This window comes from Ornithobacterium rhinotracheale DSM 15997 (assembly GCF_000265465.1).
Classification (GTDB): domain Bacteria; phylum Bacteroidota; class Bacteroidia; order Flavobacteriales; family Weeksellaceae; genus Ornithobacterium; species Ornithobacterium rhinotracheale.
This window is the reverse complement of record NC_018016.1, coordinates 1,431,176-1,451,366: the sequence shown is the minus strand read 5'-3', so window position 1 is coordinate 1,451,366 and position 20,191 is coordinate 1,431,176. Positions and strand designations below refer to the sequence as shown.

The 20,191-nt window shown below is 39.0% G+C and carries 18 protein-coding genes; 11 read left to right on the top strand and 7 right to left on the bottom strand.

Annotated elements, in window-relative coordinates; genetic code table 11:
- The first annotated feature begins 60 nt into the window (after positions 1-60).
- From ORNRH_RS06840 to ORNRH_RS06830, 3 genes are read left to right on the top strand one after another with little or no spacing between them, the layout of a single operon-like run.
- Positions 61-1,059 (top strand): PASTA domain-containing protein, encoded by a 999-nt coding sequence (locus tag ORNRH_RS06840; protein WP_014791152.1) that lies wholly within the window; start codon positions 61-63, stop codon positions 1,057-1,059.
- 3 nt (positions 1,060-1,062) lie between these two features.
- Entirely contained in the window at positions 1,063-2,112 is a 1,050-nt protein-coding gene (locus tag ORNRH_RS06835) for an RluA family pseudouridine synthase (RefSeq protein ID WP_014791151.1), read from the top strand.
- Between the two features lie 7 nt (positions 2,113-2,119).
- On the top strand, positions 2,120-2,977 hold the full coding sequence (locus tag ORNRH_RS06830; protein WP_014791150.1) for a CPBP family intramembrane glutamic endopeptidase: 858 nt from the start codon (positions 2,120-2,122) through the stop codon (positions 2,975-2,977).
- On the opposite strand, the gene ORNRH_RS06825 is transcribed toward ORNRH_RS06830, so the two are convergent.
- On the bottom strand, positions 2,974-4,383 hold the full coding sequence (locus tag ORNRH_RS06825) for a right-handed parallel beta-helix repeat-containing protein (RefSeq protein ID WP_014791149.1): 1,410 nt from the start codon (positions 4,381-4,383) through the stop codon (positions 2,974-2,976). The two genes, ORNRH_RS06830 and ORNRH_RS06825, sit on opposite strands and share 4 nt — an antisense overlap.
- 99 nt (positions 4,384-4,482) lie before the next feature.
- Here ORNRH_RS06825 and ORNRH_RS06820 point away from each other — a divergent pair, with 99 nt between their 5' ends.
- The 3 genes from ORNRH_RS06820 (at position 4,483) to ORNRH_RS06810 (ending at position 7,631) form a co-directional block, all read left to right on the top strand.
- Positions 4,483-4,737 (top strand): type B 50S ribosomal protein L31, encoded by a 255-nt coding sequence (locus ORNRH_RS06820; protein WP_014791148.1) that lies wholly within the window; start codon positions 4,483-4,485, stop codon positions 4,735-4,737.
- 139 nt (positions 4,738-4,876) lie between these two features.
- A complete protein-coding gene (locus tag ORNRH_RS06815) occupies positions 4,877-6,037 on the top strand; it encodes a putative sugar nucleotidyl transferase (RefSeq protein WP_014791147.1) in 1,161 nt (386 codons plus the stop codon).
- A 4-nt stretch (positions 6,038-6,041) separates the two neighbouring features.
- Positions 6,042-7,631: an alpha-galactosidase gene (locus tag ORNRH_RS06810; RefSeq protein WP_014791146.1), complete on the top strand. Its 1,590-nt coding sequence runs from the start codon at positions 6,042-6,044 to the stop codon at positions 7,629-7,631.
- A gap of 78 nt (positions 7,632-7,709) precedes the next feature.
- Here ORNRH_RS06810 and ORNRH_RS06805 read toward each other — a convergent pair whose 3' ends face one another.
- The gene (locus ORNRH_RS06805) at positions 7,710-9,254 is read right to left on the bottom strand and encodes a glycine--tRNA ligase (RefSeq protein ID WP_014791145.1); all 1,545 of its coding nucleotides are present in this window, start codon (positions 9,252-9,254) and stop codon (positions 7,710-7,712) included.
- A 212-nt stretch (positions 9,255-9,466) separates the two neighbouring features.
- Here ORNRH_RS06805 and ORNRH_RS06800 point away from each other — a divergent pair, with 212 nt between their 5' ends.
- Genes ORNRH_RS06800 through ORNRH_RS06780 form a run of 5 tightly spaced genes read left to right on the top strand, consistent with a single transcriptional unit; the run spans position 9,467 to position 14,207 of the window.
- Positions 9,467-10,108 carry a DUF4290 domain-containing protein gene (locus tag ORNRH_RS06800; protein WP_014791144.1) on the top strand — a complete coding sequence of 214 codons (642 nt, stop codon included), beginning with the start codon at positions 9,467-9,469 and terminating at the stop codon, positions 10,106-10,108.
- Between the two features lie 36 nt (positions 10,109-10,144).
- A complete protein-coding gene (gene murA, locus ORNRH_RS06795; protein ID WP_014791143.1) occupies positions 10,145-11,467 on the top strand; it encodes a UDP-N-acetylglucosamine 1-carboxyvinyltransferase in 1,323 nt (440 codons plus the stop codon).
- 11 nt (positions 11,468-11,478) lie between these two features.
- Positions 11,479-12,495 (top strand): DUF368 domain-containing protein, encoded by a 1,017-nt coding sequence (locus tag ORNRH_RS06790; RefSeq protein ID WP_014791142.1) that lies wholly within the window; start codon positions 11,479-11,481, stop codon positions 12,493-12,495.
- A complete protein-coding gene (locus tag ORNRH_RS06785) occupies positions 12,488-13,495 on the top strand; it encodes a DUF368 domain-containing protein (protein ID WP_014791141.1) in 1,008 nt (335 codons plus the stop codon). The genes ORNRH_RS06790 and ORNRH_RS06785 overlap by 8 nt, the downstream gene beginning before the upstream one ends.
- Entirely contained in the window at positions 13,476-14,207 is a 732-nt protein-coding gene (locus ORNRH_RS06780; RefSeq protein WP_014791140.1) for a shikimate dehydrogenase family protein, read from the top strand. Before ORNRH_RS06785 ends, ORNRH_RS06780 begins: the two co-directional genes overlap by 20 nt.
- Here ORNRH_RS06780 and dnaG read toward each other — a convergent pair.
- From dnaG to ORNRH_RS06755, 5 genes are all read right to left on the bottom strand, one after another.
- Complete coding sequence (gene dnaG, locus ORNRH_RS06775; RefSeq protein ID WP_014791139.1) at positions 14,204-16,156, bottom strand: DNA primase; 1,953 nt, start codon at positions 16,154-16,156, stop codon at positions 14,204-14,206. The genes ORNRH_RS06780 and dnaG overlap by 4 nt on opposite strands.
- Positions 16,157-16,544: 388 nt before the next feature.
- Positions 16,545-17,264 carry a DNA-binding domain-containing protein gene (locus ORNRH_RS06770; protein WP_014791138.1) on the bottom strand — a complete coding sequence of 240 codons (720 nt, stop codon included), beginning with the start codon at positions 17,262-17,264 and terminating at the stop codon, positions 16,545-16,547.
- 73 nt (positions 17,265-17,337) lie between these two features.
- Positions 17,338-19,071 carry a fibrobacter succinogenes major paralogous domain-containing protein gene (locus tag ORNRH_RS11640; protein ID WP_014790422.1) on the bottom strand — a complete coding sequence of 578 codons (1,734 nt, stop codon included), beginning with the start codon at positions 19,069-19,071 and terminating at the stop codon, positions 17,338-17,340.
- A 34-nt stretch (positions 19,072-19,105) separates the two neighbouring features.
- Positions 19,106-19,486 carry a hypothetical protein gene (locus ORNRH_RS06760; RefSeq protein WP_014790423.1) on the bottom strand — a complete coding sequence of 127 codons (381 nt, stop codon included), beginning with the start codon at positions 19,484-19,486 and terminating at the stop codon, positions 19,106-19,108.
- A 24-nt stretch (positions 19,487-19,510) separates the two neighbouring features.
- Complete coding sequence (locus ORNRH_RS06755) at positions 19,511-20,173, bottom strand: hypothetical protein (protein ID WP_014790424.1); 663 nt, start codon at positions 20,171-20,173, stop codon at positions 19,511-19,513.
- Between the last annotated feature and the right edge of the window lie 18 nt (positions 20,174-20,191).

Genomic DNA, 20,191 nt, shown 5'->3' with positions numbered 1-20,191 from the left:
CATATCTTTCTACATCTTAATAAATGAATTGTTTATATTTGCACATTGAATCATTAATATATGAATTTTCTAAAAGCACTCATCAGCTGGAAGCTATGGCTTAATATTTTAATCGGCGCGGGACTACTCGTGGGCCTTTGGTATTTCACTTTCAAATGGTTGAACGACTACACCAACCATAATGTGAAAATAAAAGTGCCAGACTTATCTTCTATGAACATTCAGCAAGCGATGAAAACGCTCGACGATTTAGGGCTTGAATACTCCGTAGATAGTGTAAAATATTCAGAAGATTATAAACCCTTTGCGGTTTTAGACTTCTATCCTAATGCAGGTTCTACCGTAAAACCTGGGCGTAGAATCTTTATTAAATCCAACCCAAGAACTTGGCAACCTGTGCAATTGCCTAATTTAATTGACAAGAGTAAAAGATTAGCCTTCACTCAATTAAGCATGAGACATTTTGTGGTGGGCGATACAATTTATGTCAAAGATCCTGCAAAAGATGCTGTGCTAAAAGTTTTATTTAACGGAAAAGAAGTTGCAGCGGGAACTTTTTTACCAAGAGGTAGTATAGTGGATTTAGTTCTAGGTAAAGGTTTTGACCTGGATATGCCTGTGCCAAATTTAATTGGAATGACTTTGCAAGAAGCAAGAAAGGCAATTCTTGATCATTATTTTGAGCTTGGAAGCATAAGATTTTTCGGCACAGAACAAGATACCATCAATGGAACTGTAGTGTACCAAGATCCACCATACACCGATACTTATGATGAGGGAAGACCAATCTCGATTTGGCTTTCGACTAAGATGCTTTCTGAGCTAAAAAATCAAACCGATTCGCTAGACATTATATTCCGTAGAAAAATTAAAGATGAGGATTCTTTGTACTATAAATCTATTCAAAGGTCTAAAGAAATTAGAATTAATGATTTGCCAGAGGAGATTAGAAATCAAATAAAATACGACGAAGCGGTAAAAAATAATCTCAAAAAACACGATAAAAATAATACAACCCATAAACCAAAAATTGACACTACTGGAATTAGTATCGATTAATCTATGAAAGAACACCAAGAGGCATACGAGCCTACCGAAGAGGAAGATGAGTTGTATGAGCATTATAGATTTACTGCCGACAAGGGACAACAGCCCTTGCGCGTGGATAAATTTCTCATGAACTTCATCGAAAATGCTACTCGAAATAAAATTCAGCAAGCAGCAAAAGCAGGCAATATTCTTGTAAACGATGAAGCCGTAAAACAAAATTATCGTGTAAAAGCTGGCGACGAAGTGAAAGTCGTGCTCAGCTATCCGCCACGAGAAAATGTGATAATTCCGCAAAACATTCCTGTGGACATCGTTTACGAAGATGAGAGCGTAATTGTTGTAAACAAAGCACCTGGCATGGTGGTGCACCCAGGACACGGAAATTATTCTGGCACGCTGGTAAATGCCTTAAAATATCATTTCGATAATCTCCCATCGCTCACTGCTGAACTGGAAAGACCAGGACTAGTACACAGAATTGACAAAGACACGAGTGGACTGCTTGTGATTGCCAAGACAGAATATGCGATGGATCATTTAGCCAAGCAATTCTTCAACCGCACCACACGCCGATTATACACCGCCATCGTATGGGGCAACATCGAAGAAGACGAGGGCACCATCGTGGGGCACATAGGACGCAACCCCAACAACCGAATGCAAATGGCTGTATTTGAAGACGGCTCGCAAGGGAAACATGCCGTTACGCATTTCAAAGTTTTGGAGCGATTGGGCTATATCACCGTAGTTCAGTGTAAATTGGAAACTGGTCGCACGCACCAGATTCGCGCACATATGAAGCATATTGGGCACACGCTTTTCAACGATGAACGCTATGGTGGCGATGAAATCCTAAAAGGAACCACTTTTACAAAATACAAGCAATTCGTGCAAAATTGTTTTCAAGTTTGTCCGCGCCAAGCCTTGCATGCACAAACTTTGGGCTTCGAGCACCCTGTAACGGGCGAGCAACTTGATTTTGAATCGCCTGTGCCAGAAGACATGACACAGTTGCTCGAAAAATGGCGCACCTACTCAAACGCTACTTGGGACGAAGATTAAGAAACGCATGAAAAAGATATTTTTTGAGATTGTAGAATTTATTAAAAATCCTACCGATCAGAGAATTGACAATTATTCTTTGGTCAAAAACTTTCGATACCTTTTCATAATTTTTCTCATAGATATTCTTATCAATTTGGTGTTTTATATGCCACTAATTCTACTGCTAGACAAAGTGGAATCGATGGTAATGGAACCAAGAATCATATATAGCCAGAACACTTTTTGGGTTAAATTGTTTCTATACTCGGTTTTAGCACCCTTGTCAGAAGAAATTATTTTCAGATCTTGGCTGAAATATCGCAAATTCTATCATTTCTTTATTTCCAGAGATAAATGGGACAGAATCTTTAAATATCTCGTTTATTTCTCTACGCTTAGCTTTGGTTTAGTGCACATTAGCAATTACGAAAACAGCTCTACGCTATTCTATATTTTAGCACCACTAATTGTTTCCACACAGATTTTCGGGGGATTTTTAATCGCCTTCATTCGTGTACGCTTCAATTTCATCAGTGGTATTTTGCTACATAGCTTATGGAATTTTTTCGCTTTAATTATAGTTTGCGTACCTTTCTTAAAGAATGATGATTTTATCAAAAATGAAAAAGACTACAATCTCAAGATCAAAGAAATCTCTTTCAATCACGATGGAAATCAATTATTTAAAATAGATTCAAGCAAACAAAAAATCCACTCGATACACATCAGCGAATATTCCTACAATCACATCTTGGACTCATTATTCAATCACAATCGCCACAAAAACGATATTTTGATTGATTTAAATTTTGAATCCAAAAACGGAATCGATAAAAATTCACTGAAAAAAGTTTTGCTCGAATACGATGAATTTATTGATTAATACGCTCCTAAATTGGGAGGCGTAGCTCTCGGCTTGCCTTCAATAGTGAGCTGATTATTTTTCACATCGGCGGCATTTCCTTTTCCCAAAGCTGGTGAATTATCTTTCAGCCCCAAATCTGGAGAAAAGAAATTAGTGTTTTTAAATTTTGGATTTTGTGTAATAATATCTTTAAAAATTGGAGATTTCAAATCCAAAGTTTTAGGATTGTCGTTTTTAATCAAAGAATTTCTGATTTCGATAGAATTGGCAATTCCACCTTTTAAATCAAGCTGGAGCCCATTGCTCGCATTGCCATATAATATAGAATTATTGATTCTCAAGGTTAAAGGATTCACGGTTTCTACGCCATCTTTGCTTAAAAAATCGCTCACATACATAGGCAAATTCTCGCCCATTCCCCACGAGCCCGCACGCCACATATCGGCAATGCTGCAAAACGAAAATTCATAATTTCCACCATTTTTGAGCAAAATTCCGTTTTGCAAAGCATTGTTTATCACTAAATTTGCAGCCTTAATCGTTGCGTGATTTGCCTCAATTGCATTAACGCCAGAATTATAAATTTTGGTATTTTTAATCGTAGCCTGCGCAGCTTCTGCTATATTTAACGCATTTTCTGCCCCGATGATTTCGGCATAATTCATAGTTAAGCGAGCATTTTCGCCTACATTAATCCCCCTCCACTGCGATGGAATTGTGTCGTATTTTATTTCATTTTTATAGGTTTTAAACACCACAGGCAAATCTAGTTCTCCGTTGATTTCTAAACTTGCATTCGCAGCCGTAGACAGCCTACCATTTTCATAAAACAAAACTTTAGTCCCTGCCTCGATGTTTAATTTTATGCCTTCCGCCACGACTAAATTTCCACTTATCACATGGTACATCTCTTTATTAAAAGTAGTATTCTCATTTAAGAATAAGTTTTCTTGCCCTTTTTCTGGATAATAATATTTTGCCTTAGCAATTAAAGTTAAAACATTGATTTCTTTGCTTTTATTTAAATCTTGAAAAACAATTTGATCTTTATACAAATCCGCCAAAGGCTTTTCTGCCGCTACGCTCAGAAAAATCGTAAGACTGTCCTTGGCTCTCAAAGGCACATTGCTAAACTCATACCCCGCACGCCCATCTACATTGATTCTGTAATAAGAATTTGATTTTTTCTTTAAATAAATGCTAGGAATTTCGATATCGGTATCGCTTGTATTGAAAACCTTGATCAAATAAGTAGGTGAATTTGAAAAATTTAGCACGGGATCAAGCAAAATATTTTCTTCCGAAAACTTTAAATTTTCAATATTGGGTTCAAAGTCGAAATCCTTTCTACAGCCCATAAATAAAGCCAAAGACAACAAGGGGAAACAGAAAAATATGAGGCGAGAATGGCGATGTTTTTTCATGATTGAGTATATTTGTTACAAATATAATTAATTATTTTTTTGCAGATTAAAAAATTATCCTTAGATTTGCAGTCCAATTCAAGAAATAGATTTTAAGTCATGAAAAAAGATATACATCCACAGGATTACAGATTGGTAGCGTTTAAAGACATGAGTAACGATGAAACTTTCATCACAAGATCTACCGCAGCTTCAAAAGAAACTATCGAAATCGATGGTGTAGAGTACCCTTTAATCAAATTGGAGATTACATCTACTTCTCACCCGTTCTATACTGGTAAAATGAAGCTTGTTGATACCGCTGGTCGTGTAGATAAGTTCATGAACAAATATAAAAAATTCCAAAAGAAATAATTTTTCTCATAATAAATAATTTTTTGAGCCTTGCTTGTGCAAGGCTTTTTTTGTTTACAACTATAGCTACGATAAATATCATTACCCCCATTTCATAATTTTATAGTATCTTAGGCAATACATTTTTAATGATAAAATTATGAACATTGTTTTGTTTGCTAATAACGAGAAACAAATGTATCCGTTGTGTTTCACCCGAGCGTTTGGAGATTTACGCATGGGGATTTTCACTTTTAGAGAGCGATGGGAAAAACTTTTCTCCACTTCTATCTCCTGCCTCACAGCGGATTATCTTCAAGATTTATATCCGCTCATGCTAGAACAAGACAATTTGTTCATCAATTCTGCTTATTTTCCAACACACGACTTTATTATCGGGCTCAGGAATTTAAAACCTCAACAAGGCATTTGGGAAAATTCCGAATGTTTAGGGTTCCGTGGTAGCTGGGAGGAATTTCAAGACAAAGAAAATTTAGATAAAATTCAATTGGCTGAAAAACAGCTAAAAATCAATCGTCCGTATGATTTATTTATGAATAATCAGCAAGCACTTTTGTTTGATTTTGCTTTGGCAACCAAAGATCGTGAAAGTGCAGAAATTCCGTCTGGCAACAAAATCATCGGTCGGGAAAATATTTTTGTGGAAGAAGGAGCCAAAGTCACTTTTGCAACGCTCAATGCTTCTGAAGTCCCTATTTATTTAGGCAAAAACAGCGAAATTATGGAAGGAGCTGTGATTCGTGGCGGACTTGCACTTTGCGAAAAGGCTACAATTAAAATGGGAGCAAAAATTTATGGCGAAACTACCATAGGACCACATTGCAAAGTGGGCGGAGAAATTAAAAATGTGATTTTCAATGGTTTTAGCAACAAGGCACACGATGGCTACCTTGGCAATAGCGTGGTGGGCGAATGGTGCAATCTGGGGGCTAACACCAATGCCTCCAACTTGAGAAATGATTATGGCATGGTGGATTTATGGGACTACACCGAAAATAAATACACCGAAACAGGATTGCAATTCTGCGGAGTTTTCATTGGCGACCATAGTAAACTAGCCATTAATTCAAAAATCAATACGGGAAGCGTAATCGAAGGCTTTAGCAATATTTTTGCCGAGGGTTTTATTCCTAGAAAAGTTCCTATGTTTAACTTTAGTGGCAAAAGAAATGGACCTAAGTTAAAACTTCAGCAAGTATTTGACTCAGCAGAAAATACAATGAAACGAAGAAATATCCCGCTGAGTGATGCCTACAAAAAAATGATTACATACCTCTACAACCTGAAAAACAATCAATAGAAATATGAAGAAAATTGCATTTATTCTAGGACTAGCAGGTGCAATCTGCTGGGGACAAAACAGCACGCAGCCCTCTCCCCCAATCATGGGCTGGGCTAGCTGGAACAATTATAGAAATCACATTTCTGATTCAATTATTAAACGCCAAACCGACTATCTCGTAAAACTCGGATTGAACAAAATTGGCTACCAATATATAAACATAGACGACGGTTTTTTTGACGGAAGAAATCCCGACGGGAGCCTCAATTTAAACAAAGAAAGATTCCCAAACGGACTAAAACCTATTGCGGAATATATCCATAGCAAAGGGCTGAAAGCAGGTATTTATTCTGATGTGGGACCTAATACTTGCGCCTCTATTTGGGACAAAGACAAAGGCGGCGTAGGGGCTGGGCTGTATCAAAACGAGCGCAAAGATTTAGAATATTTCATCAACGATTTAAAGTTTGATTTCATCAAGGTGGATTATTGCGGAGCAAGTCAGCAAGATTTAAAATTAGATGAAGAGCAACATTACACATACATCAAAAAAATGCTAGACTCCATCAGCTCCAGAAAAATTGGATTCAATGTCTGCCGCTGGCAATTCCCTGGCTCTTGGGTTACTAGCCTTGCCGACTCTTGGCGCATTTCGGGCGACATTGCCAATACATTTCACAGCATGACAGAAATTGTGGATTTAAACACATTTTTGGCTCCGTACATGAGCCCTGGACACTACAATGATATGGATATGTTGCAGATTGGCAGAGGATTAAGCTACGAAGAAGACAAAGCACAAATGAGTATGTGGAGTATTTTGACCTCGCCTTTAATGCTCGGAAACGATTTATCTCAAATTTCGGACGAAACGCTTAAAGTAATTTCCAACACCGAAATTATTGCCGTGAATCAAGACATGACCGAACAAGGAAAATTAATCTCAAATTACAAAGATCCGTTGCAAGTTTGGAGCAAAAAGCTCAACGGAATCAACAGCGGTGAGCGTGCAGTTGTTTTATTTAACCGAACTAAGAAAAAAGAAATCATTTGGTTTAATTTCAGTGATTTAGAATTAAAAGGCGGCGTTTCGCTCAGAGATTTATGGGGGCACAAAGACATTCCTGGCAAGAAACACAATCGCATCGGAGTTTGGGTGCCACCGCACGGCGTTGTTGCGCTTAAACTAAAAGGGGAATTTGCACCAAAATATACTTACGAGGCGGAATATGCTTATCTGCATAATTATAATTTAACCCAGAATACCAAGGTTTTGCCCAACCAAGCCAAGCATGCTTTCAATGAAAGAGCCTCTCGCCATGCCTTAGTCACCAATTTGGGCGGAACGGCTGGAAACTACATTGAGTTTAGAAAAATCTTTAGCCCTAAAAATCAGACTCGAGAATTGGTCATTCATTATTTTGCTAAAGAACCAAGCATCGCAACTTTAAGTGTAAATAGCGGAAAATCTTACAAAATCGAATTTCAAGAAGCACCCAATGGCGGAAAATTATCGCTTAAAGTCCCTTTGAAAAAAGGATTTAAAAATAGCATTAAAATCGAAAACGACGAAAATCAATTTGCGGATTTAGACAAAATAGAAATCCTGTAAATTCCGATTTTTCTCACAAAACAAAATCCCGATAATTCTAAATTATCGGGATTTTTTATTAGGATTGAAAAATTAGTGTTATTTCAATTTTTTAAGTAAAGACTTCATACTTACTTTTTGATTTAAAATCGATGACAATTCATCAATTTTCACACGCTGCTGTTCCATAGTGTCGCGATCTCTTATCGTTACGGTGTTATCTTCCAAAGAATCGTGATCGATTGTGATACAAAGTGGCGTACCAATCGCATCGTGACGGCGGTAGCGTTTTCCAATACTGTCTTTTTCGTCGTATTCTACATTGAAATCAAACGACAGCTCGTCTACGATTTTTTGTGCTAATTCTGGCAAACCATCTTTTTTCACCAATGGCAAAATCGCTGCTTTAATTGGAGCCAAAGCTGGTGGCAATTTTAAAACCACACGCTGGCTACCATCGGCTAAATCCTCGGTTTGTAAACTTTTTGAGAATACCGCCAAAAACATACGATCTAGCCCGATTGAAGTTTCCAAAACATACGGCACATAGCTTTCTTTTCTTTCAGGATCAAAGTATTGAATCTTTTTACCTGAATACTCTTGGTGATTGCTCAAATCGAAATCTGTTCTTGAGTGAATCCCCTCTAATTCCTTAAATCCAAATGGGAATTTAAACTCAATATCAGCCGCTGCATTGGCATAGTGAGCCAATTTTTCATGATCGTGGAAACGATAATTATCTTCGCCTAAACCTAAATTTAAATGCCATTGCAAACGCTTATTTTTCCATTCTTCGTAAGCTGCCATTTCGGTGCCTGGCGCAATGAAAAATTGCATTTCCATTTGTTCAAACTCGCGCATTCTAAAGATGAATTGGCGTGCAACGATTTCATTTCTAAAGGCTTTACCAATTTGCGCAATACCAAACGGAATCTTCATGCGTCCTGTACGCTGAACATTCAAGAAGTTTACAAAAATACCTTGAGCCGTTTCTGGTCTTAAATAAAGTGTAGATGCTGAATCTGCCGTAGAACCTAGCTTAGTGCCAAACATCAAATTGAATTGGCGAACATCTGTCCAGTTGCGCGAACCGCTGATAGGGCACACAATGCCTAATTCTTCAATCAAAGCTTTGACATCTGCCAAATCGTTGTTGGTCAAAGAATCGCCCAATCTTTTGCTGATTTTCTCGATTTCTTCTTTGTAGCCAAGCACTCTCGGGTTGGTTTGCAGATACATTTCTTTGTCAAAACTTTCCCCAAATCTTTTTGCAGCCTTGGTTACTTCTTTTTCAATTTTAGCCTCGATTTTAGCAATGTGTTCTTCTACCAAAACATCGGCGCGATAACGCTTTTTAGAATCTTTGTTATCGATCATCGGGTCGTTGAAAGCGTCCACATGTCCAGAGGCTTTCCAAGTGGTAGGGTGCATAAAAATTGCGGCATCTATCCCCACAATGTTTTCGTGGAGCTGCACCATGGCTTTCCACCAATATTCTTTAATATTATTTTTGAGTTGAACCCCATTTTGCCCATAATCATAGGTTGCGGCTAACCCATCGTAAATTTCACTCGACGGAAAAATAAAACCATATTCTTTTGCGTGACTTATCACATTTTTCAACGCATCTTCTTGCTGTGCCATACTTTAATTTTATTTCTAGCTCCAAAAGTAAAAAAACTTTTCCTAAGTCATCTATTTTAGCCTCAACAAATTTCTTTTTCGGAGTTATTTTTTTGATGCAATAACAAAATATTAATAGGTTTAATCTTTGTTATTACGCACAAAAATCAATACTTTTACACCGATTCTACACATAGAATTTTAAATCCATTTTTTTATTGAATTAAAGCAGTATGCAATACAATACAGAACGAAAAAAATTAATCATTCCAGAATATGGTAGACATATCCAGAGAATGGTAGATTATTGTAAAAATATAACCGACCGCGAAGAACGAAACGAATTTGCCCAAATGATCATCGCGGTGATGGGCAACCTCAACCCGCATTTGAGAGACATTCCTGATTTTCAACATAAATTATGGGATCAGCTCTTTATCATGGCTGAATTTGATTTGGATGTAGACTCTCCTTTTCCTATTCCTACCGAATTAGAAATGAATTCCAAACCTCGCAAAATCCCTTATCCTGGATTTAGCGGAAAATACCGATACTATGGTAGAAACCTTAGAAAAATGATCGAAGTGGCGAGCGAATGGGAAGACGACGATAAAAAATTAGGACTGGTAAAAGCCATTGCCAATCAGATGAAAAAAAGCTACTTACTTTGGAACAAAGATACCGTGGAAGATGCGGTGATTTATAAAGAGCTTAAAGAGCTTTCTGGTGGCAAAATCGATATCGATGAGCTTGAAGATAAATGCGAGCACAACATCAATTTGGCTTCTAGCAAAGATTTAGCTTCAACCATGAACGAAAAAAGAGTTTTCACTAAAAGAAAACGATACTGGAAAAACAACAAAAAGAAAAAATAATATTTTAACCAATTTATAAAAACAACCTCGCTGCCTATGGCTATATTTGAAATTAATGGTGGAAAAAGACTCCACGGAGAAATCACTCCGCAAGGTGCCAAAAACGAAGCCTTACAAATTTTATGTGCAACGCTCCTAACCGATGAGCCTGTTCGTATCAAAAATTTGCCAGACATTCGTGATGTAAACCGCTTAATAGAAATTCTTAAAAATCTAAATGTTCGTGTAGAAAAAAACGGAAAAGGCGATTTTACATTCCATGCCAAAAACATTAATTTAGCCTATCTTAAATCTCCTGAATTTAAGGCAGATGGTGCAGCACTCAGAGGCTCTGTGATGCTTATGGGACCACTGCTCGCTCGTTTTGGTTTTGCTTATATGCCTAAACCTGGGGGCGACAAAATTGGACGCCGAAGACTGGATACCCACTTTCAAGGCTTTATTGAACTAGGGGCTCAGTATAATTTCCATAAAAACGAGGATTTTTACACCTTAGAAATTCCTAAAGGCAAAAACCTAAAAGGTACTTACATGCTTTTGGAAGAAGCATCGGTTACAGGAACTGCCAACATTGTTTTAGCCGCAGTTTTAGCTGAAGGCACCACAACGATTTACAACGCAGCTTGCGAGCCATACATTCAGCAATTGTGTACCATGCTTGTGAATATGGGAGCTAAAATCGAGGGAATAAAATCTAACCTACTCACCATTACAGGCGTAGAAAAACTCCACGGAACCGAGCATACTTGCTTGCCAGATATGATTGAAATTGGTAGCTGGATTGGTCTCGCAGCAATGACTAAATCGGAACTCACAATCAAAAATGTGGGCTGGGAACATCTAGGCATTATCCCAGATGTGTTTAGAAAATTGGGAATTCAACTAGAGAAGCAAGGCGATGATATTTATATTCCTGCACAGGAAAATTATAAAATTCAGCATTTTATGGACGGCTCTATCCTCACCGTTGCCGATGCTCCGTGGCCAGGATTCACGCCCGATTTGTTGAGCATTATTTTGGTGGTGGCTACACAGGCTAAAGGTAGCGTACTCGTTCACCAAAAAATGTTTGAAAGTAGACTCTTCTTCGTAGATAAATTAATCGACATGGGGGCGCAAATCATTCTCTGCGACCCACACCGCGCAACAGTTATTGGGCTTAATCACGAGACTGAATTGCGAGGCACCAATATGTCTTCGCCAGACATCCGTGCGGGGATTGCACTTCTAATTGCTGCCGTGGCAGCTCAAGGGAAAAGTATCATTCACAACATCGACCAAATCGATCGTGGCTACGAAGACATCGAAAAACGATTGAGAGCCATAGGTGTAGACATCAAGCGTGTGGAAGAAAACTAACTGAACAGAGCATGAGAAATTTTAAAGATTATCTTCTTTTATATCTAAAGGGAATTGCTATGGGGTCTGCCGATGTGGTGCCAGGCGTTTCGGGCGGAACAATTGCTTTTATTTCTGGAATTTATGACGAATTAATCCAGAGTATCAGCAATATTAAGCCTGCTTTGTTCAAAGATATTTTAAAAGGAAATTTCAAAGAAGTTTGGCAAAAAGTGAATGGAAATTTCTTGGTAGTATTGCTTGCGGGTATTGCTACAAGCATTCTATCTTTGGCAAAACTCATTACCTTTTTATTACAATATTATCCTATTCAGCTTTGGTCTTTCTTTTTTGGATTGATTGTCGCCAGTATTTTCTATGTAGGCAAACAAGTCAAAAAATGGAATTTAGGCAGTATTTTGGGCATTATCCTCGGGACTGTTGCTATTTTCTATGTCTCTACAACGCCTCCATTGGCAGCACAAAGTGGCTACTTATATTTGTTTTTATCAGGAGCTTTGGCAGCTTGTGCCATGATTTTGCCTGGTATTTCTGGGAGTTTTATCCTATTACTTTTAGGAGCTTACACCACGATTATTTCAGCCATTGGAAATCATGAAATAGGCACAATTGCAGTAGTCGTTTTGGGGGCAGGTATTGGGTTGCTTTCTTTTTCAAAATTATTAAATTATCTATTAGAAAAACATCACAATACTTTGGTGGGCGTTCTCACAGGCTTTTTGATTGGCTCGCTTTGGAAGATTTGGCCATGGAAAATCAACGATACCGTGTACATTAAAGAGCATGGCGAAAAGCTAATGAGCGAAATTTCACCGAATTACAAAAGTCTTTCGGTATATTTGCAGGAGCAACCTAGCGAATCTTTTAGCAAAATTAATTCTCTAATCGAGAGCAACATAAGCCCTAGTATGTACACACTTGCCAATGCGGGGGCAGAAAATCATTTGATTTCGGCAATAGCGTTTGGCGTGTTTGGTTTTTTAATTATTTTCATTATCGAATACATCGCAAAATCTAAAAATGTATAAACGAAATTTCATCGATTATCTAATTCTTTGGTTCAAAGGCTTATTGATGGGAACCGCAAACAAAATCCCTGGCGTGTCTGGTGGAATGATTGCGCTTGTGACCAATTTTTACGAAGAATTGATTTATTCCTATCAAAAAATCAATACCAAAGCCTTTAGATTATTGCTCTCTGGGCGTTTTCAAAAGTTTTTAGATTACATCAATTTTAAATTCCAATTTGCCGTAAACTTCGGTTCCGTATCGGCTTTTTTCTCCATTTCGCTCCTTATTGATTACCTCATCCGCACACATAGCGAGGGCGGACTGGGCTTAGAAACCGAAGTATGGAGCTACTTTTTTGGTCTCATCATAGGCTCCATTTTCTATGTTTGTACCAAAATCAAGGAATGGAAAAAACCTGTATATTATGGAATTTTCTTAGGCTCTGCACTTGGGCTTATGATTTCGTTTATGGAGCCCATGGCACCTAACGACAGCTATTGGTTTATTTTTCTCTGCGGTATCATCAGCGTTTCGGGCATGACATTGCCTGGTTTTTCTGGCTCGTTTATGCTCATCATCATCGGGAACTACAACCTGCTTTTGGTAGATTGTGTGAATAATTTATTTTACACAATCATAGCGATTTTCAACGGAGATTTTGCCATGCTGGGCACTGCAACACTTGCCGAGCGAGCAGAACGCATACACATGCTGTATTTGGTAGCGATCTTCACCATTGGCTCGGTTGTCGGTTTAATTAGTTTTTCTAAGCTCATGGGCTATTTGCTCAAACATTATCACGACATCGTCATCGGCTGGCTCATCGGCTTTATCATCGGTTCGCTCGGTGCCGCTTGGCCTTGGAAAACCAAAGACCTCAATCCGCAGGGATATCTCATAGGCTATACTCGCTATTTACCACAAATCAATCTGCATTTCTTCGTGGATTTAATCTGTATTGCGATAGGCATTGCAACTATTTTAGTGATTTACAAGTATGAAAAAAAACGAATCTAAAACTTACGGACTCATCGGCAGAAACATCGCTTATTCTTTTTCGCCTAAATATTTTAAAGCTAAATTCGAACGAGAAAACATTACTGCTGAATACAATTTATTTGATTTAGCCGAAATTTCTGAAGTAGAAAATCTATTAAAATCGGGAATTTCTGGACTAAATGTTACGATTCCCTACAAGCAAGAAGTGATTCCTTTTTTAGATGAAATCACAGGAGCTGCCAAAGAAATCAATGCCGTAAACACCATTCAGTTTAAAGATGGAAAATGTATAGGACACAACACCGATGTCATCGGGTTCAGAGATTCTATCGCTCCATTATTAAAAGAACATCACCGCAAAGCCTTGATTTTAGGCACAGGTGGCGCATCTAAAGCCGTAAAATATGTATTTTCGGAACTGGGGATTGCGTTTAAAGTCGTGTCACGCTCTCAGGGCGATTTCACCTATGATGAACTAACGCCTGAAATCATCGAAGAATATAAAATCATCGTGAATTGCACACCGCTTGGCACCTCGCCCAATGTGGATAAATGCCCTGATTTGCCTTACGACGCCATAACTAGCCAACATCTGGCGTATGATTTAATCTATAATCCTAGCGAAACTAAATTTTTGCAATTGGCTAGAGCACAAGATGCCAACATCAAAAACGGACTAGAAATGCTTGAAAAACAAGCCGAAGCGGCTTGGGAAATTTGGAATGGCTAAACGCTTTTATCCAACAAGATTTCAGCCTTGGTTAAAACTTGTTTTAAATACATTAGATTTTTAAGCACCGCCATGCGTTCGGCAGGTTCAAGGTCTTTTTTAAGCTCCTCTTTTGCCTGCTGAGCTTGTTTTTTTATATTTAAAACTTTGTAAGTCAGCATTAAATGCTGTGTATGCAAAGGCGTATTTTCTTCCAAAGTAGGCACATGCGTTCCGTGGTTTTTCCAATCGGAAAGAAAATATTTTTCGGTCAAGAAATTAGTGTACATTGCCACCACACGCTCATCGGCTTGGCGCATAAATTCGCTCACATCGATTTTGCCTTTTTCCTCCCATTGATTTCTGATTTCAGCCAATCGTGCTTTGTAAAAAGGCGTAGAAAATTCCATTTCGTCCTCTTCTAAATTGGCTAAAACTTCCTCTAGCACCGTGGATTCATAGAACTCATCTTTTTCGGCAGAGGCTAAACTTTTGAATGTATATTTTTTATCTTCTGAAAGCGTAATCACCTCCAGAATTTGCTCCTCGACTTGTGCCGTTTTGTCTTGGATTTTAAAATTAGGCTCATCGCTAGGCTTGGCTATTTTTATCGCCGCGCTAAGCTCTGCTGAATTTTGCGAAGTGCCTCCTCTGCTTTCTTTGGCTATTTCTTGAAGCTCTACACTTAGTTGTCTAAAAAGTGTTTCCTCTCTTAAATCCAATAAATGCGACGCCTTTTGCACATACAATTCGCGCTGAATTAAATTAGGAATCAGGGCAATGCTATGCACCACACTGCTTACCATCTCGGCTCGTTTGCTTGGATCATTGCCCGCCTCTTCGCTTAAGATTTTAATCTTAAACTCAATAAAATCTACGGCATTTTCAGCAATAAACGCCTGAATTTCGGTATCGGAATGTTTTTTGGCAAAAGAATCGGGGTCGTCGCCATCGGGCAAAACCACTATTTTGGCATTTAGCTCTTGGGCTAAAATCAAATCAATCCCTCGGAACGATGCTTTAATCCCTGCCGCGTCGCCATCATAAATTAGAATTAAATTATGCGTAAGGCGTTTAATCAAACGGATTTGCTCTGGCGTTAAAGCCGTGCCCGAACTCGCCACCACATTTTCAATGCCCGCTTGGTGCAAGGACAAAACATCGGTGTAGCCTTCCACCAAAATACACTCATCTTTCTTTAAAATAGATTGCTTTGCCTGATAAATTCCATAGAGAATTTTGCTCTTATGGTAAATTTCGTTTTCAGGCGAATTGAGATACTTGGCTGCTTTGGCTTGATTGTTTAAAATCCTACCACCAAAACCCAAAATACGCCCAGAGAAACTATGAATCGGGAACATAACACGCTCACGAAATCGGTCTACGGCACGATCGCCTGAACCTACGGTGAGCCCTGTGTTTTTAAGCAAATCAACGGAATACCCGTTATCTTTGGCATACTGCGTAAAAGCCTCCCAAGCTTTAGGAGAATAGCCTAAATCAAAGGTTTCGATGGTTTTATCATTAAAACCACGCTCCTTAAAATAAGACAAACCAACAATTAATCCCTCCTCGGTATTGTGTAGCTGCTCTTTGAAGAATTTAGCCGCAAAAGCGGTGAGCGTAAATTGATTTTCTTTCTCCTTAGCCTGCGCCAATTGCTCTGCGCTCTGCGCTTGGTCTTCCTCTATGGCAATATTGTAGCGTTTAGCAAGCCAGCGAAGCGCCTCTGGATAAGTGAACTGCTCATGCTCCATCAAAAATGAAACGACACTCCCCCCCTTTCCCGAGGAAAAGTCCTTCCAAATCTGCTTGGCAGGCGACACCATAAACGAGGGTGTTTTTTCATTGCTAAAGGGAGAGAATCCTTTAAAGTTACTCCCCGATTTCTTTAGCTGAATAAAATCACCAATCACCTCCTCTACCCTCGCAGTAGAAAATATTTCGTCTATGGTACTTTGCGTAATCAACTTGTTTTTCTTTTTGGTTTGAAGCGATACAAATGTACACTTTTTTAAGAAAACTTAAAAAGGGCTTTTTTACTTGTCGTCGTTTAGCCCTTTAGGTGGCACCTCGTCGTCTTATCAGACGCCACACACGCACTCGGTAAGACAACGCTATGGCGTCTTATAAGACGCACCATTGTTAGTAATTCGGCGGCGCTCCACTGGTTCAAAATCATGAGCTAAAGCATGCTTAATCCAACAGACACCCCGTCCTTAGGCTAACAGAGTATCCGTTCTTACGCTGACAGAGCGCTTGTCTCTATGCTAACAGAATGTCTTGCCTTATAAAGCAAAAGGGTTCTGCTCGTGCGAGCAGAACCCTCCATATTGTAAAATAAGCCTTTTTTAACCTTTAGGCAATAACAATAGGTATGTTCAAAGCCTCTGTACGTGGCTCTTTGAGCATGGTATTTCCTTTGCTAAACTGTGTGGTTACGCGCAACTCATAATTGCCATTGGCTAAATCTGCTGGGACTAATATCAATAACCTTGATGGCTCATTAAGCACCACATTCTCGGCAGGGAGCTTGGTCTCTTTTTGATTGTCTAGGTTTTTAAAGGTTACTCCATTCTTAGGGTCTTCGCCTGCAATCTTGAGGTATGTGCCTTTGATTTCGGCGTTTTTCCCTTTGGTGAGTGTCCCGTCGGTTTTGCCAGTTACCTTGTCGGTAATGCTGAATAAGCTCATCGGGCTGGCTTGCTCGCCCAAGATTTCTACCTTGGTATCTTCGCTGGCTTTTCTAAGCTCTAAGCCTTGGTTTACATTCACATACACCGAGTGCTTTTCTTTGTCAAAAGTCTTGTCATAGAACACCCCTTTGATGGCAGGGCGCATATACACCAAGCCTGTGTTTACGCTATAGCCATTCAGCACCAATTCCGAGGCTTTGCGGTTAAAGCGTGTAATGATGTCTACAGCGGTCTCGGTTTGGATTTCCATACCCTCTTTTTGTAGGGCTTCTATCACTTCTTTGAGCCCAAGGCTCCCGTTCATCAGTGGCACCGCAATAAAATCTGCTTTATCGTCTTTGGTTAAAAGATTAGGACGAAGCCATGCTTTTAAGTTATTCATAATTTTTATTCTTTTTGATTTATTGGTTAAAAAAGAGCCGCTTAACACGGCTCTTGTAAGAAAAATAAATTTACTAGTCTTTTATACAGCGTACAGGTAACCCCCAACTCTTATTAAAAGATGTATCAGGACTCCAGCCATCCGTATCCACAACTTTAGCTGTGGTTGCATTACTAGAAGTAGATGTCCAAAATTCATCATCAGAACCCGAGTTAAGCGAAAATGTTTCAGAAAAACCAGACAAAACAACATGACCATATGCTAATGGATAAAGAGGCGCATTTCTATATTCTAAAGGACCTTCCGCAACCCACTCACTTATAGTTGGCACATGATATCCTGCAGGACACGGATTGTTTGCTGTTTGTTTTTGCCATAAATTCAATGCACTATAACTATGCGTATCCGTTCTCCAAGGACCTCCACTATAAACCATTCTTGGAGAAGAACCAGACCAGTCTACCAACTCTGCTCCATCAGGCTCTCTTTGCCACTGGAACAGCGATCCTGCAGCATTTTTATCAGTCCTTCCAGCCATATGCTTTTCTGGAGCAAATACTTTGGATCCTACCTTCGCATATTCTGCTCCTAAATTATTATTCAGCCATATTCTACCTGTCTTCGGAGAAATAATTGGAACATATACAAATTGGTGCTCTAATTTATTATGTGTTTTAACATTATACATTTTATCTGTAACTCCTCCAGTGGCAATTACATTTAATTTCTGAGTCTGAGTTCCTAGCTTAAAAGTAAAGCTCGCTATCGTTTTAAAGACATTAGGGTCGAGTTTTGTTACATTAAATGCATTATCTGCTCCTCTTACCTCTATTTCACCCGTAACTGTTCCTGAAGAAGAAAATGTTCCTCCTATGATCTTTAATCTAATATCATTTACATCTCCACCTTCACCTCTTACATTGCTCGCCACGAGATCTACCACATCATAAGTACCTCTACCTCCTGTATAAGGTATACTAACGGTTATTTTTCTTATAACCCCCTGATAATTGCTTATCTTCAAAGATGGCACATAGATATCTTGTGTCGCACTAATAGTAGCTGTACCAGAGCCTCCTCCATTAATGCCTCCTGCTATAACTCCAGGACCAGGATTTGATTGGGTTCCTCCGCCTGTACTAGGATCTGTGCCAGCACTTGGCGGCTGTACCCCTCCACCTGGAGGCGTTACACCTGTGCCTGGAGATACTGGGGTACCTCCGCCTGGGTTGGTGGTAGCTACTCCAGATACGGTATCCCAACCTGTACCATTATACACCTCTACTTGTTTAGTAGTCGTGTTATAAATAAGGCTTCCTTCTTCTACTCCTTTTAGCTTGTCTCTTTCTGTTGTGGTGTATTTTGGCAAAGTGCCTAAAGTAGTATTACCTGCCACAGCTTCAGCCCCTAAACGCACCCACTGCCCATTAGCCACACTACCTACGGGGAAACTCTGTCCTGGATTTTTAAAATAGTAGAAACCAGGCGTTACATCTACTTGTTTTCCTCCTTTGCTAGTATCTCCCAAGGTTTTACCTGCACCTGAGTTATACACTACCATTCCATCAAAATAGCTAGAGAAAGTGGATGGATTTACTACCCCCACATTAAACTCCCATTTAGTCAAATCCGCACTAGGAAAATATAAACCTTTTGCTATGCTATTTCCCACAGCATTGTAGCCCGAAGCATCTAAAAAAGGATTTTGACCATTTATTGATGGGACTATATTCCCCTGTGTATTGATTTGGGCAAAGGCTCCTGTACCCGATAGGAGCATACCTAAAAATAATAATTGTTTTTTCATTTTACTTTCTATTTTAAATCTTTATAATTAATAATTACCAACTACCACTGATGATATACCATTTCCCTCTATATGCCATCAAAATATGTCCTTTCCCAGCATATAATTCACTGGTACCTTCTGGCTTATTAGCTTCGGCATAGGGGCGTTTTACAGTTAAAGGATCGCTCTTAATATATGGGAAACTATTATTCACTGCTATAATTCTACCATCTGCATAATTTGAAGCTGGTGGTAGCTCTATCGGTTCGCCTCCTGTTTGCACCAAAGCAAAGGTATTGGGCTTAGTCCATTCTGCTACCGTGATATGCTCTACCACACGGATGTTCCCCGTTAAATTGTCTAACGTTTTATTTTGCTGTGCATATGTAAATACTCCTATAAACAGCATACTCAATAATAATAACTTTTTCATCTTTTATCTTATGTTTTTTAGAGATTAGTAACTTCCTCCTATCACATACCAGTTAGTACCATCAGACATCAAGATATGTCCTTTACCTGCAAATAAAGTTGATACTGTTTTTGGACTATTTTTTCCTCCATAATTTAACTGCGTTCCAGCCTGATTATTTACAGAAATAATTCTATTCGTATAACCAGAAGGATCTGGCAAATCTATAGTTTCTGTTGTAGTTTGTATTAAGGCAAATGTATTTGACTTTGCCCACTCTGTTGGAGTAATATGTCTTACCTCTCTAATATTTCCTGTAATATTATCTAAGGTTACCTCTGGTGCTGCAGAAGAGCTTCCTCCTCCTGAAGAAGCATCTCCATCTTGAGTTCCACCACTAGCAGCACCACCTGCCTCTAGCTGTTTCAGCGTAGTAGTTTTAATAGGCAAACCTAGAATATTCCCATCTTTGTCTATTACTAATAATTGAGTGCCTTGCACTTTAGGCAATACTGCTTCTCTGGTTTTGCGTAGCCTTGCATTACCTGCTACATCTAGATTTGCGGTAGGCTCATCGGTATTAATCCCCACCGCGTTTTCTTTTAGAGACTCGCTTGGCGTTGCGGTCTCCACCACTGCTTGTCCGAATACTTGGGTACTCAAGCCTAACAAGGCGAATACTCCTAAGCTTAACATTGTCTTTTTCATAAAATTTAATTTTAAAAA